This is a genomic window from uncultured Thiothrix sp., assembly GCF_937873765.1.
Classification (GTDB): domain Bacteria; phylum Pseudomonadota; class Gammaproteobacteria; order Thiotrichales; family Thiotrichaceae; genus Thiolinea.
The window spans coordinates 18,636-33,369 of sequence record NZ_CALMZC010000049.1 but is presented as its reverse complement, the minus strand read 5'-3'; the positions used below and the strand labels follow the sequence as shown (position 1 = coordinate 33,369).

11 protein-coding genes are annotated in these 14,734 nt (G+C 45.9%); 10 read left to right on the top strand and 1 reads right to left on the bottom strand.

Annotation, left to right across the window (positions count from 1 at the left end; all coding sequences use genetic code 11):
• From Q0307_RS14255 to Q0307_RS14240, 4 genes are all read left to right on the top strand, one after another.
• Positions 1–582, top strand: a 582-nt coding sequence (locus tag Q0307_RS14255) for a hypothetical protein (RefSeq protein WP_298661477.1), incomplete at its 5' end; no start/stop codon positions are given.
• A gap of 61 nt (positions 583–643) precedes the next feature.
• Entirely contained in the window at positions 644–1,498 is an 855-nt protein-coding gene (locus Q0307_RS14250; protein WP_298661476.1) for a DNA adenine methylase, read from the top strand.
• Between the two features lie 288 nt (positions 1,499–1,786).
• On the top strand, positions 1,787–2,782 hold the full coding sequence (locus Q0307_RS14245; protein WP_298661475.1) for a hypothetical protein: 996 nt from the start codon (positions 1,787–1,789) through the stop codon (positions 2,780–2,782).
• A 113-nt stretch (positions 2,783–2,895) separates the two neighbouring features.
• Positions 2,896–3,636 (top strand): sialate O-acetylesterase, encoded by a 741-nt coding sequence (locus Q0307_RS14240; RefSeq protein WP_298661473.1) that lies wholly within the window; start codon positions 2,896–2,898, stop codon positions 3,634–3,636.
• On the opposite strand, the gene Q0307_RS14235 is transcribed toward Q0307_RS14240, so the two are convergent.
• Positions 3,633–4,658, bottom strand: a complete 1,026-nt coding sequence (locus tag Q0307_RS14235; protein WP_298661472.1) for a hypothetical protein — start codon at positions 4,656–4,658, stop codon at positions 3,633–3,635. The two genes, Q0307_RS14240 and Q0307_RS14235, sit on opposite strands and share 4 nt — an antisense overlap.
• Before the next feature lie 152 nt (positions 4,659–4,810).
• Between Q0307_RS14235 and Q0307_RS14230 the strand changes: the two genes are divergently transcribed.
• The 6 genes from Q0307_RS14230 (at position 4,811) to Q0307_RS14205 (ending at position 14,730) form a co-directional block, all read left to right on the top strand.
• A complete protein-coding gene (locus Q0307_RS14230) occupies positions 4,811–5,320 on the top strand; it encodes a hypothetical protein (RefSeq protein ID WP_298661470.1) in 510 nt (169 codons plus the stop codon).
• 51 nt (positions 5,321–5,371) lie between these two features.
• Entirely contained in the window at positions 5,372–9,829 is a 4,458-nt protein-coding gene (locus tag Q0307_RS14225) for a DUF1800 domain-containing protein (protein ID WP_298661469.1), read from the top strand.
• Positions 9,830–9,843: 14 nt separating this feature from the next.
• The gene (locus tag Q0307_RS14220) at positions 9,844–11,082 is read left to right on the top strand and encodes a DUF1501 domain-containing protein (RefSeq protein ID WP_298661468.1); all 1,239 of its coding nucleotides are present in this window, start codon (positions 9,844–9,846) and stop codon (positions 11,080–11,082) included.
• A gap of 127 nt (positions 11,083–11,209) precedes the next feature.
• Entirely contained in the window at positions 11,210–12,367 is a 1,158-nt protein-coding gene (locus Q0307_RS14215) for an isovaleryl-CoA dehydrogenase (protein WP_298661467.1), read from the top strand.
• An 11-nt stretch (positions 12,368–12,378) separates the two neighbouring features.
• Positions 12,379–13,560 (top strand): acetyl-CoA C-acetyltransferase, encoded by a 1,182-nt coding sequence (locus Q0307_RS14210; protein ID WP_298661466.1) that lies wholly within the window; start codon positions 12,379–12,381, stop codon positions 13,558–13,560.
• 33 nt (positions 13,561–13,593) lie between these two features.
• A complete protein-coding gene (locus Q0307_RS14205) occupies positions 13,594–14,730 on the top strand; it encodes an acyl-CoA dehydrogenase family protein (protein ID WP_298661465.1) in 1,137 nt (378 codons plus the stop codon).
• Positions 14,731–14,734: the final 4 nt, after the last annotated feature.

Genomic DNA, 14,734 nt, shown 5'->3' with positions numbered 1-14,734 from the left:
AGTACCACTGGATCAGAGAGTACCACTGGATCAGAGAGTACCACTGGATCAGAGAGTACCACTGGATCAGAGAACTCAACTAGAGCAGAGAACTTAACTGGAGCAGAGAACTCAACACGTCCTAATAATGGAAGCAGGTATAACCCTGCTAATAGAAAATATTTAATTCCAAGTAATGTTAAATTTAATTTAAAAAATAATGTATATAATGCATTGTATCATGAAATTAAAGATACACCTGTTCAAGGACATGAGTTTAGCACTGCTTTCTTGTTAAGGTCTTTTATTGAGGCATTAGCAGTAGCTTATCTGAGAAAATACAATGATAGTGTTTTACAACATGAAAGTAAGTTACATAAAAAGCTAGACTACGTTTACAAAGACTTGATTGCTAGAAAAGTAGTTAGAGAGCAAATCCTTCAAGCACTTGCAGTAGCAACTAGTGAAAAGAACTCCATGCTTTCTCCTATCATCTTGGGCGGTATGGTGCATTTAACTACAGTACCAACTAAGCGCGAACTTATACAACTTTGGGATACATGGCAGCCTATTTTGTTGCTCATGAATAAAGAGAGCCTTTAGAGCTTGCCTCTTTTGTATTAAGCATATTAAGCTAAAAGTGCGTACTAAAAGGACTAGTGACATGCCGATTACCCACACACTGTTAAGGTATCCCGGGGGGAAAACTAAGCTTTTCCCTTATGTCGCAGACCTATTCAAAGAAAACGACCTCATGGATGGTCACTATGTGGAAGCCTATGCGGGGGGAGCCGGTTTAGGTATTTCTTTATTAGTCAAAGGCTATGCTCGCTACATTCATCTCAATGACTTAGATCCCTCTATCTACGCTTTTTGGTGGTCACTGATTCATAAAAATGAAGAGTTTGTCCATCTTATTGAAAAAACAGCGGTTACAGTTGAAGAGTGGGTGAAGCAAAAAAATATACAAGCCCAAGGTGAGCACAATAATTTATTAGCCCTTGGATTTTCTACATTTTTTTTAAATAGAACTAATATTTCTGGCATCATTAAAGGCGGCTTAATTGGTGGTAAAGATCAAGTTGGTAAATATAAGCTAGATGCAAGATTTACCAAATCAACCCTGATAAAGAAGGCTAGGTTGATTGGTTTTTATAAGAGTCGCTTTACAATTTATAACCAAGACGCTGCAAAATTCCTCTCAGATACCGCAAAAAGCCTACCACAAAATACCCTAATCAATCTTGACCCTCCTTATTACGTCAAAGGAAAAGCTCTCTATCAAAACTGGTACTCTCATGAAGATCATGTAGCTATTGCGGATATAGTGCCTTCACTCCAGCAGTATTGGATGATTACCTATGACAATGTAGACGCTATTCACGAGCTTTATAAAAAATTCTATCGAATTGAATACGGCTTACAATACTCTGCGCATCGTCGAGTTATCGGTAAAGAAGTTATGATTATTGATCCACGTCTTATCCTTCCAGATATTCGATATTTATCAGTGGCCTAGTATTTTAGCAACATCTCACTAGAAGTAGTTATGATTTTTGTACTTTTATCTGACTTTTCCCCATCGTAACATTTCTCCTTAAACCACTTACCATGAGCTTGGCTGAGTTCATGCGGTTCAAGAGCTTATATGTACTCGTTAATTACTTATACTTCTAAACTAAGCGATTCTGTGTTTAGTGCAGTTTTCTACCTTAAATTTTAATTCAGCAATCGCACTTAACTCCCAAGCTAGAGTCTATTCTTTCAAGATCAACCCATTCCATCACGCACGCTCAAGGATGAACCTATGAAACTTTCCCGTGTTCATTTTTCTATTTTCTACCTAGTTTGGCTGTTAATGCTTAGCAGTTTGAATCCGGCTTATGCTGCTTTTCGCTCAGGTGCAATTATTGCGAATCTACCTACTCAAGGTTCCGCCAATGCGGTGGCTGTACTGCCTGATCAACGTCATGTTTTGGTCGGTTCGGCCCAAGAGGGTTTATTGGTGGTTGATCTGCGTTCAGCAGAGAACCCTAGTGTAGTCAATACGCTCAGTGCTTTGCAGCAGGTGGAGTCGATTCTTATTCGGGGCAAATTAGCCTTAATTGCCAATGGTGCAGGCGGATTAGCGCTAGTGGATGTGAGCCAGCCAACGGCTTTAAAACTACTCGCACGCTTGGATACTTCCTCTTATGCTTTTGATGTGGCAGTCACTCCGGATGGGCGCACAGCGTTTGTCGCGGATAATACCAATGGGGTGGTGGTGGTGGATGTGAGTCAGCCGACTAAACCGCGCCAATTGGCGGTGATTCCCAGTTCGGCAGCGAGTGCAGGGGTGGCACTGAATGGCAATGGACAAACTTTGTATATTGCAGATCAAGCCGATGGGATTCAAATTGTCGATGTCAGTAGGCCACAAGCTCCCGTGCATCAAGGCCATTTTAACCCAGCCGGACATCCACAGCGCTTAGTGGTGTCAAAAGATGGGCGCTGGTTATTGGCGGCCAATAATGAGGGGGGCTTGAGTATGCATGCGCTACAGGTTTCAGCGCGCCATCAAAGCACTCAATTACCCCTGCGCAATGCCTTTGCAGTGCAGTTGAGCCAAGACGGGCAAGGCGCTTTGGTCGCCGACTTATTCAGTGGTGTGGTCATCGTGGATATTAGCAATCCCCTTAACCCACAAGTCGTGCAGCGAATTAAGACCCAACGGGCGGCTCAGGGGCTTGCAGTGAGTCAGGATCAGAGAACCGCTTATATTGCGGATACTCAAGCGGGTTTGACAGTGATTCGTTTCCGTTAGTCGGAATGCGCTCAAATATCAATCAATCCTGACTATAGTTAAATTAGAACACTGCTGAGAGTGTCAGCTCTGCTGTTGTCAAAAAATCCTGCTTAAACCTTCTGGATGCTGTCATGCCGCAAGATTTGGTATTTATTCTCATCGGCCAATCGAATATGGTGGGCTGGACAGAGAGCTTATTTAGTGAACTACCCGATTGGCTAAAAGTAAAGCCGGTACAAGTTGAATTCCACCAACATGGACGCAAAATGGAGTTTAACCAACAAACCGGTGGACGTATTGGCCCAGAGGTTTCCTTCACTAAATATCTAGCCGCTTGGTATCCGGGGCGGAAAATTCGTGTGGTGAAATTAGCCGTGGGTGGCACGTCGATTTATGACTGGGCACGCTTGTGGAATCCACGTTTATCTTTCCGTATGACTGAAAGCACGATTCAATCGAGTTTGTATGCTTTGCTCAAGCAGCAAATCACCGTGAGTCAAGTCTTGACGCAGGGTAATACGGTGAATGCGTTTGTCTGGATGCAGGGCGAGCGCGATGCACGCTATCCACTCGCCGCCGATGCTTATTTGGGCAATTTGAAAGCTTTTATTACCGACTTGCGCCGTGAATATGCAAGCCCAAATGCAGCGTTTGTCTTAGGGCGGATTAATCCACCGAAGGCGCAGCATCCCGCCGTAGATGTACTGCGAAAAGCCCAAGAAATCGTCACTACGCAAATGCCGCGCACGGTTTGGGTGAGTACCGATGACTTATCCAAAGCTGCCGACCAAATCCACTATGACACCTTGGGCGAAGTGGCTTTAGGTCGGGGCTTTGCTTATGCAGTGCGGCGGTTTTATCCAGTGTCTTAAGCTAAAGGCATTTCCTCTTTCACCAATTCACCATCACGAATACTCATTTTCCGCCAGCCGCCATTATCATTCATAGTAATCCAGCGGCGTTCTTCTTCACGGTAGAACCAGTCTTTATCAATTTCATAAAAAACCATCCGCCCGGTCGATTCCCAAATATTCACGATTTCATTGGTATGGGAGCGAATTTCATCAAAGTCCGTGGTGCATTTACGCCCCATATCGCTATAAAGCTGATGCAGTTCCAATAATAGATTCAGTACTTTATTATCCATATCGACAATATTTAAACCGACTCGGCGCGCTTCTTTTTTCAAAATAGGATAAGAGTGGCTGGGATAGGCGGAATTTAAAGCACTGGCGATTTGCTTGATCTGGCTTTCATCTTGGCAGTGATAACTTAAAATTTGTTCGCAGAGCATCATCGACAAGGACTCCGCCCGATCCACTGCCCCAATCACCAACGGATGTACATAATTAAATAGCGATTTGTAAGGATTCGAGGATTCATTGTCTTTCTGTGCTTGCCACAAATGAATCACGCGCTTTAATTCATCCAAACTCACACTCACCCGATCATTATCCCGATCAATCGGTGATAAATCATGGGTTAAGGAGGTATCAACGGAGGTCAAATAAGCCATTGGCCCCATATGAATTTCATCTGCACCTAAAGCCAACATGGTTGCAGCACTGGCGCATTCGAGCGGAACTAAAGCTACCACATGCTCATAATACTCGCGCAATAAACTGACCATACGCAATGAGGCTTGCCCATTGCCACCATCGGATTTAATAAAAATATTCACCCGCTTACCGCCACCGTGCGCACTTAACAGATGATACAAAGCAATCACATCACTGTGGCAAACCGTGCCACGCGGGTTGTTCCAATAGGTAATCAAGTCACCTTCTAAATGCTCGCCTAAAGCATTCAGGATGGTTTGAGTCTCATTAAAGCGCAGGGGTGGACGTTTGATGCTGAGTTCTGCAGGAGGGCTAGTTTCTTCTGGTGTTGACATAGTTAATCCTATTTTTTAAATATTTTATCGGTAGCTCAACGGCCTTCTTACTGGGTTTGTAAGCTTTCCGCTGATCGGTCGTTGTGTTTTGGATGTTGCGTGTTAATCTATTAATAACATTTATAAAAATAATCTTTTAAGAGTCAAACCCCATGACCCGATTAGCCTATTTAGTCGCTGGGCTGAGCCTGAGTTTACTCACGGCTTGTCAGAGTGAAGATACCAAGTTAGCACAAAAATCTGATCCTAGCCCCTCTGTATTGACAACTGAGTCGACCCTTATTAAGGCTGAGTCCAATACTCATCCCACTCCAGCAGTACCCGATTTCCAAGCATTACAGGCGGAATTAGCTAGCTTACAACAGCGTCTACAAACAACAGAAGCCAGTTTAACGCAGTCGCAAGCTGAATTGAGTAGCAAAACAGAGCAGCTCCAAGCTTTGAAAGCTGAACAACAAGTTTATCTACAGCAACAAGCTAGTCTTGATAGCACGAGTGAGCAAATTAAACAGCTAGAGCAACAAATCAGCCAGAAAGATCAGCAGTTAAGCCAGATAGAACATAGCTTAGTGCAAGCAGAGTCTGAGTGTCAGCAGGCCAAGCTAGTGCAAGCAGATACTAAGCAAATAGCTGAATTAAAGCCGAATCAGGTAGAGCATTAAGTTCTATTTAGACTAAGCATATTACAACGATTAATAACAAGAGCTAGAGCCATGTCAAACCCCCATTGCCTGCTATCGCGTTGGCTAGGCCACGTTTCTTTGTGGCTAGCTTGCTTATTCCTAAGCTTGTTACCCTTGACGAGTCAAGCCGTCGTCAGTCTTAGCCCCAATTTGCAAGTTAGCTTAGTCGATGGCACGGCTAATGATCAGATGTTAGCAAATACCAGTGTCCATGCGCGTGAGATCTTAGCCGATGGTTCTTCGGTCTGGCGCACCGTGATGAAAACGGATGCAGTCGGTAAAGCAAATTTCGTTTTAGAGGGGTTAGGGGCGGGGCGTAATTATCAGTTGTATGCGATTAGCCCGTCTGATGGTAACTATCGAGTCAGCGAGTTAGTCAAAGCCACAGGTAGTTTCTTATTTCGAGTCGGCTCACCTTTATTGAGAGTGACAGTCAAAGATGCCTTAGCCAATACCATGTTGCCAAATCTGCCTATCACGGCTTGGTATAAACAGCCGGATGGCAAACTGGTGTGGGCTGCACAAAAAACCACTGATGCGAATGGCAAAGTGGTGTTTGATATTCCACAGCTTTCTCAGGGGCGGCCAGTGCAATTATCCGCGACGGCATTTAATGCCACCCGTGGGGTGAGCGAGTGGATCACTAAAGTAGCTGAAACAGAATTTGCACTGGGTGAAACGCGTATCCAGCTCTTAGATGCCACACAAGTTACTCAGCCAGCCTTGGCAGCTACCTTGATTCATGTCCGTGAATTATTAGCAGATGGCAGCTCAGTGTGGGTGAGTCAAGGCACTACTGATGCTCAAGGGGTGCTGCGTTTAAATCTTTTGGCGGGTAAAAAATATGTGTTATTAGCCCAAGATAAAGCCTTCAATAAATACCGTACTAGTGCTGCCTTACAAAAAGGTGAACAGTTCACTTTCAAACTGGGTTCTTTGCCACTTAAGGTTAAACTCAGTGATGCAGTGAGTAATGCGAATTTAGTGGGCATCAATGTCACGGCCTATCAATTATTAGATACGGGAGCGTATCAATGGCGCACGGCGGCGACTACCAATACTAATGGGGAACTAGCTTTAGATTTACCCGAGCTGAGCACCGGTGGTAAAATCGAATTACGCGCTAGTGCTTATAATCAATTTACCGCGCGTTCCAAGCTAATCATGCAAGCAGGCAGTGAGGTTTGGAAATTAGGCAATCACCGCATTAAAGTAGTCGATGGTACTTTGGCGAATCAGCCAGCATTAGCAAATCATACTGTCTATGTTCGTGAAAAGTTAACGAATGGTACAGAACAATGGCTTGCGACCACAAAAACTGATACGGAAGGTTTATTGCGCCTTGATTTGCCGGGTTTAGAGCAAGGGCGGCAGTTTTATCTACAAACCCTGAGTCCATTGACTAAGAGCTATAAAACCAGTGCGGTTCTCAAGGCCACTGGTGATTCAGTATTTGTTGTTGGTTCTAATCCCTTAGTAGCTACCTTAAAGGATGCTTATTCTCAACAAGCCCTAGTTGGTGTTGATGTGGTGGCATGGCGCATGCTAGCCGATGGCAGTCGACAATGGCGTGGGCAACAAAAAACCGATGCGAATGGTAAAGTGACTTTTGATTTAGCAGAACTCAATAATGAAAGCGCCACGATTCGTTTACAAGCTACAGTCTATAACAAATTCACGGCAACTAGCCCTGTTTATACACAGAGTGGTGCGGTTGATTTCTTAGTAGGTTCCTTAGTAGTAACCGTGCGCGATGGCACGGCGGCAAGTCAGGCGCTGTTGCCTAATTTAGAAGTGCATGTGCGTGAGCAGCTTGCGGATGGTAAATCGACTTGGATTGGCAAGGGAACGACTGATAGCAATGGGTTATTGCGAATTGATTTGCCGGATTTAGATAAGGGTAAACAATATCGTCTGAATGCCATTAGCCCAGTCACAGGGCGGTATCGGGATAGCCAAGTGTTGAATGCACGGGGTCAATACACCTTTTTAGTGGGTACACGTTTGCTATTAGTGAATCTACTGAACGCCCTCAGTGGAGCCGCAGTACCCAATATCAATGTCACGGCTTATAAACTCGATGCAGATGGCGTGAATCGTTGGAAAGGCTGGACAACGAGTGCTAATACCGATGCCCAAGGACTTGCTAAGCTTGATTCAGAAGCCTTCTCCGTCACGGGCAACCGCTTTATTTTAGTAGCGACTCCCTATAACGGTGGACGTGTGGAGAGTGCTAGTTTTGCGGCTGGCGACTATGCAGTGAAGTTTCCAGTGGGTAGCATTCCCGTTACTTTGACGAATCGAGCCACGGCTACTGTGATGTCAGACATAAGCCTAAATGCTTACCGTGTGGATGCAAGCAATCGCTTATGGTGGGTAAAGGCCGGTAAAACCAATGCAGCAGGGCAAGTGCTGTTTGACCTAGAAACTTTAAGCAATGGAGAGCGCCATGTGTTGGTTGCGCAAGATCCTTTCAAACAAGGCCGCAATTATTATAGCCGCTTAGTAAGCAGCACGGGGGCGGTCGATTTTGGGATTCGACTGGATGCAGAAGGAAGCCGCTTAGATTTTGAGTTACCACGCTTAGAAATACTGACACCGAAACAAACTGAGGTAGGCACTAGTGGTTTTACCCTGACCGGAACGGCTTTAGACAACTGGGCAGTACGTGAACTTGCCGCCAGTGTCAGCGTCGACGCCAATACTCAAGCTTTAGTGACTGAATGGAATCCTTTAACGGGTGACTGGTCGGCAAAAGTACCTGCTAATCTATTAGTTGCGGGTAAAGAAGTGAAGGTCACCGTAGTGGCTTGGGATAAGGCTGGGAATCGTGCTGAGCGCACAGCGCTATTTAAGGTGATTGCAGATCAAGCCCTGCCGGTTATTCAAATCAGCTCACATCGTGAGGGTGATGAGGTAGTTAAAACCGGCTTTATCCTCAAGGGTCAGGTCAGCGATGATACTGGGGTGGCAAGTTTAACTGCACAAGCTCAGGGGCTGGCTAACTTAGCTGTTAAGAATTTAACCCTTAGTAGCCAAGGTGATTGGGCTTGGGTGATCCCGAATGGTCAATTAACTGCAGGGCAGACGCTCAAACTCGCTCTGACTGCAACGGATGTGAGTGGCAAAGTATCTACACAAACGCTTAGTCTAAAGGTGATTGGGGCAGCGGCGGAGACTCGTCAATTGGTTAACCGCATTACATTTGGGGCTTCATCCAGTTTATTGGCTGAAGTACGAAGTGTAGGTGCTGATGCCTTCTTAGAAGCGCAATTAAAGCCGAGTCAGATTCAAGCCCCTTCGTTTGATAGTGCAGTGGCTAGTTTACCGCTGGTGACTCCTGAGGATTTACAGGCTTACACTTTATTCCATATGGTGAATAGCCCTCGTCAGTTGCAAGAGGTGATGACTTGGTTCTGGGATAATCATTTCAATACCAACTTGGATAAGACTGGCAATAAGCTTCTGTATGAATTAGTAGAAAATGATGTTTTCCGCGCGAACGCTTTAGGGAATTTCTATAACTTATTGCTGAGCAGCGCACAGAGTCCAGCCATGTTGCTGTACTTGGACAACACCTCGAATGTAAAGGCGAATGCTAATGAAAACTATGCCCGTGAAGTCTTGGAGTTGCATACTGTCGGTGTGAATGGTGGCTACTCACAGCGCGAAGTCGAAGCCTTAGCGGAGATTTTTACTGGTTGGCAAGTCAAATATGATGCTTTCTATTTTAACCCTGAGCAGCATAATGCTGCGGATAAAGTGTTTTGGGGGCAAGCGATTAAAGGTGGTGGTATCGATGAAGGTGAACAGGCTTTACGTTTCTTAGCTCGTCATCCAGCCACTGCAAAGTATATCTGCTCTAAGTTAATTACTCTGTTTGTGAGTGATAAACCCGTGGATGCTTTGCTGCAACGTTGCTCAGCGACTTTTATTGAAACCGCTAGCCAGCCGGATCAAATGGCTCAGGTATTGCGCATGATTCTGACTGCTCCAGAGTTTAATGTAGAGCAGCATTTTAATAGCAAATTCCGTACTCCCCTAGAGTTTGGGGTTGCGGCTGTGCGTGCTTTTGCCGGTCAAGTCAGTACCAAGGGTTTGGTTGAGGAAACCAAACGCATGGGCTTAAATTTATACCGGAATTCAGTGCCTACGGGTTGGTCAGAAACGGGGGATGATTGGATTAGCACGGGCTTATTGCAGGAACGTATTCGCTTTGTGAATCGCTTAGTCGCTGGCAGTGTCACAGGCATTCAATTAGACCCCGCTGCTTTCTTCCGGAATCGCGGTGCGTTGACCACAGAAAGTATCTTGGCAGAAAGCTTTGATTTGCTCATGAATAATCAATACAGCAATGTGGAGTGGCAAACGGCTTTTGATATTTTGAATGCAGAAGGGGCGTTTGATTTAGAAGCCGCGAATGCCAATACACGCTTAAAAGCCATGTTAGCCACGCTACTTAGTTATCCAGCATGTAACTACCAATAATAAGGATAAAGACCATGCAACGACGTGACTTTTTGAAGCTAATGCTTTCCTCGTCCTTCGCGGGGAGTGCTTGGCTGTTAGATGATTCTTTCCGCCTGAATACAGCGCAAGCTGCTGCTGCCCCGAAAACTTTAGTGGTGATTTTTCAGCGTGGTGGCTGTGATGGCTTAAATGTAGTTGTGCCCTATGCGGATACCGATTATTACCGCTTACGCCCCGGTATTGCGATTGCTCCAGCCGGGCAAACCAATGGGGCTTTGGATTTGAATGGTTATTTTGGCTTGCACCCGGCGATGCAAAGTTTACATCGTCTGTATCAACAGCAGCAGGTCGCTGTGTTTCCTGCCGTGCATTATCCACAAGCTTCCTTATCGCATTTTGATAGCCAACAGTTTATTGAAAGCGCTGCGATTCGTAGTGATTTAGATGGCTGGCTCAATCGGCATTTAGCTAACTCACTCAATAGTACAGGTATGCGTGGTGTCGGGTTTGGGAGTGAGCTTGCGCAAGCCTTACGGGGTAGTGTGGTGGTTTCATCGCTTAAGGATTTGGCAAACTTTGATTTAGGCGTCAGTGATAGTGAAGAGATCCGCTTAAGTTCGCGCCTAAATACTGTGTATGCCCAACACCCAGAGGATCTTAATCCTTACTCGAAGCTTTTAAAGCAAACCGGTCAGACTTTACTGCGCGATTTAGATTTAACGCGCCAAATTGATCCCAAAGCTTATCGCCCCGCGAATGGAGCGGTCTATCCGGTGAATCTGTTTGGGAGTCAATTGCAACAAACGGCTCAATTGATTAAGCAAGGTGTTGGACTGGAGGTGGCTATGATCGATTTAGGCGGTTGGGATACGCATAGCAGTCAAGGGGGAGCTGCAGGGCCGCAAGCAAATTTATTAAAAGTGTTTGCGGATGGTATTGCGGCTTTTTGCGCCGATTTAGGTACGAGTATGCAAAATGTGCTGGTCTTGACCATGACCGAATTTGGCCGCACCGCTGAGGAGAATGGTAGCGGTGGTACGGATCATGGCAATGCTGCGGCTTGGTTTGCAGTGGGTGGACGGGTGAAAGGCGGCATTTATGGGACTTGGCCGGGCTTAGCTAAAGAAAAGTTATATTTGCAGCGCTATTTAGCGCATAGCGTGGATTTCCGAGATATTTTCGCCGAGGTTTTGAGTAAGCATCTGGGTAATACGGCAATGAGCCAGTTGATACCGAGTTATACGCCGCAACTGCGTCAGTTTATCGCTTAAGACAATCTACAACTGGTTCTGCTAGAGTCAGTTGTAAGTTTTTTAATGTTTATTGACGTTTACGTAAACGTAATTTACTATCATCGAATAATTTGCCTGCTTAAACCTAGGAGGAGAGGTTAGCACTATGAGTTCGAGTCTGAATTTTGCTTTAGGCGAAACGGTTGATATGCTGCGTGAAGCAGTGCGTAGTTTCGCTGCCCAAGAAATCGCCCCCCTTGCCGCTGAAACTGATCGCTCCAATGAATTTCCTAATCAACTTTGGCCAAAATTGGGCGCAATGGGTCTATTGGGGATTACCGTCCCCGAAGAGTATGGCGGTAGTGGTATGGGCTATTTGGCTCACATGATTGCGATGGAAGAAATCAGCCGTGCTTCGGCCTCCATTGGCTTGAGCTATGGAGCGCACTCCAATCTCTGCGTGAATCAAATCAATCGCAATGGCACTGATGCCCAGAAACGTAAGTACTTAACCAAACTGATTAGTGGTGAACATATTGGGGCTTTAGCCATGTCTGAACCCAATGCAGGCTCAGACGTGGTGAGTATGCGCATGCGTGCCGAGAAAAAGGGCGATAAGTACATTCTCAATGGCACAAAAATGTGGATTACCAATGGTCCCGATGCGGATGTGATTGTGGTGTATGCCAAAACTGACCCACAGGCAGGTTCCAAAGGTATGACTACTTTTATTGTTGAAAAAAGCTTTGGTTTTAAAGTTGCCCAGAAGCTCGACAAATTGGGTATGCGTGGCTCGAATACGGGTGAACTTGTCTTTGAGGATGTAGAAGTACCTGAAGAAAATATACTTGGTCAAGTTGGGCGTGGCGCCGCCGTGTTAATGAGCGGCTTGGATTATGAGCGTGCTGTATTATCCGGTGGACCATTAGGCATTATGCAAGCGTGTATGGATATAGTGGTTCCGTACATTCATGAGCGTAAACAGTTTGGGCAAAGCATTGGTGAGTTCCAACTGATTCAGGGCAAAATGGCGGATATGTATACTACCCTTAATGCCTGCAAAGCCTATGTATATGCTGTGGGAAATGCGTGTGATCGTGGCGAAACAACGCGTAAAGATGCAGCAGGTGCGATTTTATATTCCGCTGAAAAAGCTACTCAAATGGCACTCGATGCTATTCAAATTTTAGGTGGCAATGGCTATATGAATGAGTACCCCACAGGGCGCTTATTACGCGATGCCAAGCTGTATGAGATTGGTGCGGGTACTTCTGAAATTCGCCGTATGTTGATTGGGCGCGAACTGTTTAACGAAACCAAATAGGGTGTACTGAAATGAGTGATCCGATTGTTATTGTCAGTGCAGTACGTACCCCTATGGGTGGGTTTCAAGGTGATTTTGCTAATCTTACCGCAGGCGAGTTAGGCGCTGTAGCCATTAAAGGCGCGGTCGAGCGGGCTGGCATTAGTACTGAAGATGTACAAGAAGTCATTATGGGCTGTGTATTACCCGCAGGACAAGGGCAAGCCCCAGCACGTCAAGCCGCCTTAGGTGCGAATTTACCCTTAAGTGCAGGCTGTACTACCGTGAACAAAATGTGTGGTTCCGGTATGAAGGCAACTATGCTCGCTCACGATTTATTAGTGGCTGGTACTAATCAGATAATGGTCGCAGGAGGCATGGAGTCTATGACTAATACGCCTTACCTATTGCCTAAAGCACGCGCTGGCTTGCGGATGGGACACGGTGAGGTCGAAGATCATATGTTCCTCGATGGTCTAGAGGATGCCTATGATAAAGGGCGTCTGATGGGCACTTACGCCGAAGAATGCGCGGATATGTTTGGTTTTACTCGTGAAGCTCAAGACGAGTTTGCCATTGCCTCACTCACCCGTGCTAAAACCGCGATTGAAACTGGGGCTTTTAAAGATGAGATTGTGCCTGTCACCGTAAAATCACGTAAAGGTGAAGTACAAATCGACACCGATGAGCAACCGCACAAAGCCGCCATTGATAAAATCCCTAGCTTAAAACCCGCATTTCGCAAAGACGGTACAGTCACAGCTGCTAACTCAAGCTCTATTTCCGATGGTGCTGCCGCCTTAGTATTAATGCGTCAATCTGAAGCAGAAAAGCGTGGTTTAAAACCTCTAGCCATTATTAAAGGGCATAGTACTCACGCCCAGAAACCAGCACTATTCACCACTGCGCCGGTCTACGCTATGCAAAAGCTACTCGATCAATTGCAGTGGACAGTGGCAGAAGTTGATCTATTTGAAATCAACGAAGCGTTCGCCGTAATTACGATGGCAGCGATGAAAGAACTCAATATTCCCCACAATAAAGTCAATGTGCATGGCGGTGCTTGCGCATTAGGGCATCCGATTGGTGCATCGGGGGCGCGGATTTTAGTGACACTATTATCAGCCCTCAAACAACGCGGTTTAAAGCGAGGTGTTGCATCACTGTGTATTGGTGGGGGTGAAGCTACGGCTATGGCGGTAGAGTTGGTTTAAACGCGGCACAAAATAAACGCTAGGACATTCCAAATGATTTTGACCGAAGAGCAAGTATTAATTCGGGATATGGTGCGTAATTATGTGCGCGATCATGTCACGCCCTATGCTGCCGAATGGGATCGAGCGAGTACTTTTCCTGCTCAAGCGCTGCGGGAGCTGGGTGAGTTAGGTTTATACGGTATGGTCGTTCCCGAAGAATGGGGTGGCTCAGATGTGGGGTATGTGTCCTTAGCCCTAGCGATTGAAGAAATTGCTGCCGGAGATGGTGCAACCTCTACTATTTTGAGTGTGCAAAACTCAGTCGTGTGTGGTCCGATTCTGAATTATGGCAGTGAGTATTTAAAAGAAACCTATCTCAAGCCCTTAGCGTCTGGACAGATGTTGGGTTGTTTTTGCCTCACCGAACCACAGGCAGGCTCTGATGCTTCCGCCCTTAAAACCCGTGCAGTACGTGAGGGTGCTGAGTACGTGATTAATGGCAGTAAGCAATTCATCACCTCCGGTCAAAATGCCCAAGTTGCGATTGTCTTTGCAGTGACTGACCCTAGTGCAGGTAAAAAAGGCATTAGTGCTTTCGTAGTGCCTACTGATAATGCCGGATACAAGGTCGCAGGTATTGAAAAGAAAATGGGACAACATGCCTCCGATACCGCCTCGATCTTTTTCGATAATTGCCGAGTACCTGCCAGCCATCTATTAGGCAAAGAAGGTGAAGGCTATAAAATTGCCCTCAGTAATCTAGAAGGCGGGCGTATTGGTATTGCCGCCCAATGTATTGGCATGGCGCGTGCTGCGTATGAAGCAGCACTGGCTTATGCACAAGAGCGCATTAGTTTTGGCAAACCAATAATTGAGCACCAAGCGGTTGCCTTTCGTTTAGCCAATATGGCGACTCAAATCGAAGCCGCTCGCTTATTAGTACTTCATGCGGCAACACTGCGCGATGCTGGGAAGCCCTGTTTAAAAGAAGCCTGCATGGGCAAATTATTTGCCTCAGAAATGGCAGAACAAGTGTGCTCCGATGCGATTCAAACTTTAGGAGGCTATGGATACTTAAACGATTTTCCGGTGGAGCGTATTTATCGTGATGTACGGGTTGCACAGATTTATGAGGGGACTAGCGATATTCAACGCATGGTGATTGCACGACAGCTTTTGGAGTCTTAAATAA